Origin of the sequence: Pseudomonas sp. HMWF006, from assembly GCF_003061205.1 — a bacterium.
Lineage (GTDB): Bacteria > Pseudomonadota > Gammaproteobacteria > Pseudomonadales > Pseudomonadaceae > Aquipseudomonas > Aquipseudomonas monsensis.
Window position 1 is genome coordinate 1 of sequence record NZ_QAIU01000152.1, and the last position, 2135, is coordinate 2135.

Sequence of the window (2135 nt, forward strand, 5' to 3'; positions counted from 1 at the left end):
GCGTTATACCGCGAGACGGTTCTGGAAATCGGGTAGGAAACTTCAGCTCAGACGGCAATCCCTTTGCGACATTGCAGTTGCGCGGTGCGCACTCGCGAGAATGCGCGGCCCAGGCGCAGGAGCATTTCGTCGATATTGGTTTTACTCACTGTGAGCGCCGGGGTGAAGCGCAGACAGTCGGCTTGCGGGGCGTTGAGCAGCAGGCCCTCATGCAGCGCGGCATGGACCACGGCCTCGGCGGAATCGCCCGACAGGGTCAGTCCGTAGAACAGGCCTTGGCCGCGCAGTTCGCCGTGGTCGTAGCGGTGTGCCAATCGTGCGAGGCCTTCGCGCAGATGCTGGCCATTATCGTTGACCTGCTGCAGGAAGCTGCGGTCGTACACGCTGTCGAGCACCACCAGGCCAGCCGCTGTCATCAGCGCATTGCCGTGATGCGTGCCGCCCAGTTCACCCGCGTCAAAACAACACGCCTTGCCTCGCGCCAGCAGCGCCGCCAGGGGCACACCGCCGCCAAGGCCTTTGCCGAGCACGACGATATCGGCGCGTACGCCATAGGACTGTTCGGCAAGCAAGCTGCCGCAGCGCCCCATGCCGGTCTGCACTTCGTCGAGAATCAGCAGAATCCCCAGTTCGCGGCACAAACGCTCAACGCCCTTAAGGTAATGCCCGGTGGCTGGAATCACCCCGGCATCGCTCTGGATCGGCTCGAGCATGATCGCCACGGTCTGCGCATCGACTGCCGCATGCAGCGCCGGCAAATCGTTAAACGGCACCGGATCGAAACCGGGCAGCAATGGCGCGAAACGGTTGTGCAGGTTACAACTGTCCGATGCCGAGATCGTCGCCAGACTACGACCATGACACCCCTGCTTCGCCACGATGATCCGCGAAGCGCCACCACGATGCAGTTGCCCCCACTTGCGCGCCAGTTTGATCGCCGCTTCACAGGCTTCGCTGCCACTGTTGAGCAGGTAGGCCTGATCGCTGGAAGTACTCGCGCACAGGCGCTCGGTGAGGCTGAGCATGCCGCGGTTGTGCAGATTGAAACCGGGGTTGATCAGTGCCTGAGCCTGACTGGCAATGGCTTTGACCAATGCCGAAGGACTGTGCCCAAGACTGTTGGCGCCACCGGCCTGAGAGAAGTCGAGATAAGCGCGATCATTACTGTCCCACAGCCAGGAACCCTGACCGCGAACGAACACCTGTTGCGGTCGCTCGACACTGGGCATCAGCCGCTCGGTGCTCAGATTTTCGTTGATTTCAGCAGAATCGGCCGCAAAGGCGAGGTCGTCGAGACTCGGCGCCTGGCGCCGCAAACTGAACAGATTCATTGAAAAACACCTCGCTTGAGGTGTTTTGAACTGCCTATGCAAACACTGTCGAAGCAAACGCTATTCATCGCGCTTTCTGGCCCTGTAAGCCTTGTGAATGCGGTTAGACTAAGCTCGCCGAGGCCTGCGGGCCATTTCGATTTCCCAGCATTTTCGATAAGCATTACTTATGGATTTCAAACAACTGCGTTATTTCGTCGCGGTCTACGAAGAAGGCCATGTCGGCCGCGCCGCTGAACGGCTGTCGATCTCGCAGCCGGCGTTGTCGCAACAGATTCGCCAGCTCGAACAAAACCTCGACGTCACGCTGTTCGAACGCAGCAGCAAACGCCTGCTACCGACTCTGGCTGCACATACCTTGTACAACCACGCCCTGCCCTTGCTCGATGGTCTGCAACGGGCGCGCGAGGCGTTGGGCAACTTCAAGGGACAGGCATTGCGCACCCTGGCAATTGGCGTGCTGCAAACCGTGCACACCAGCCTGGTGCCGCAAATGCTAGAGCGCGTGCGCAAGGCGCAACCGCATCTGGTGGTGCAGATTTATGAATTGAGCGGGATGGAGATTGAACGGCGTCTGCTGAACGGTTCGCTGGATATCGGCATCAGCTATTTGCCACCACGTCAGCCAGGGTTGCATGGCGTGATGCTGTACGAAGATGAACTGACGCTTGTAATCCCAGCGGATCACCCGCTGCGTGAATTCAAGAAAGTCTCGATACGACAAGCCGCAGAGTTACCAATGCTGCTGCTCGGCGAAGAGTTTCAGATCCGTCAGATCTGGCAAGCGCAGCTGACCAGCCTTGG

The 2135-nt window shown here is 59.5% G+C and carries 2 protein-coding genes; one reads left to right on the top strand and one right to left on the bottom strand.

Going from position 1 to position 2135, the window contains the following annotated elements; genetic code table 11:
- Positions 1-47: 47 nt before the first annotated feature.
- Entirely contained in the window at positions 48-1331 is a 1284-nt protein-coding gene (locus DBR24_RS05960; RefSeq protein ID WP_128614189.1) for an aspartate aminotransferase family protein, read from the bottom strand.
- Between the two features lie 169 nt (positions 1332-1500).
- Between DBR24_RS05960 and DBR24_RS05965 the strand changes: the two genes are divergently transcribed.
- A partial coding sequence (locus DBR24_RS05965) for a LysR family transcriptional regulator (RefSeq protein WP_146188970.1) occupies positions 1501-2135 on the top strand: 635 nt, incomplete at its 3' end.

Coding starts and splice junctions, on each gene's coding strand:
- DBR24_RS05960 (WP_128614189.1), bottom strand. CDS start 1,331: ATGAATCTGTTCAGTTTGCGGCGCCAGGCGCCGAGTCTCGACGACCTC.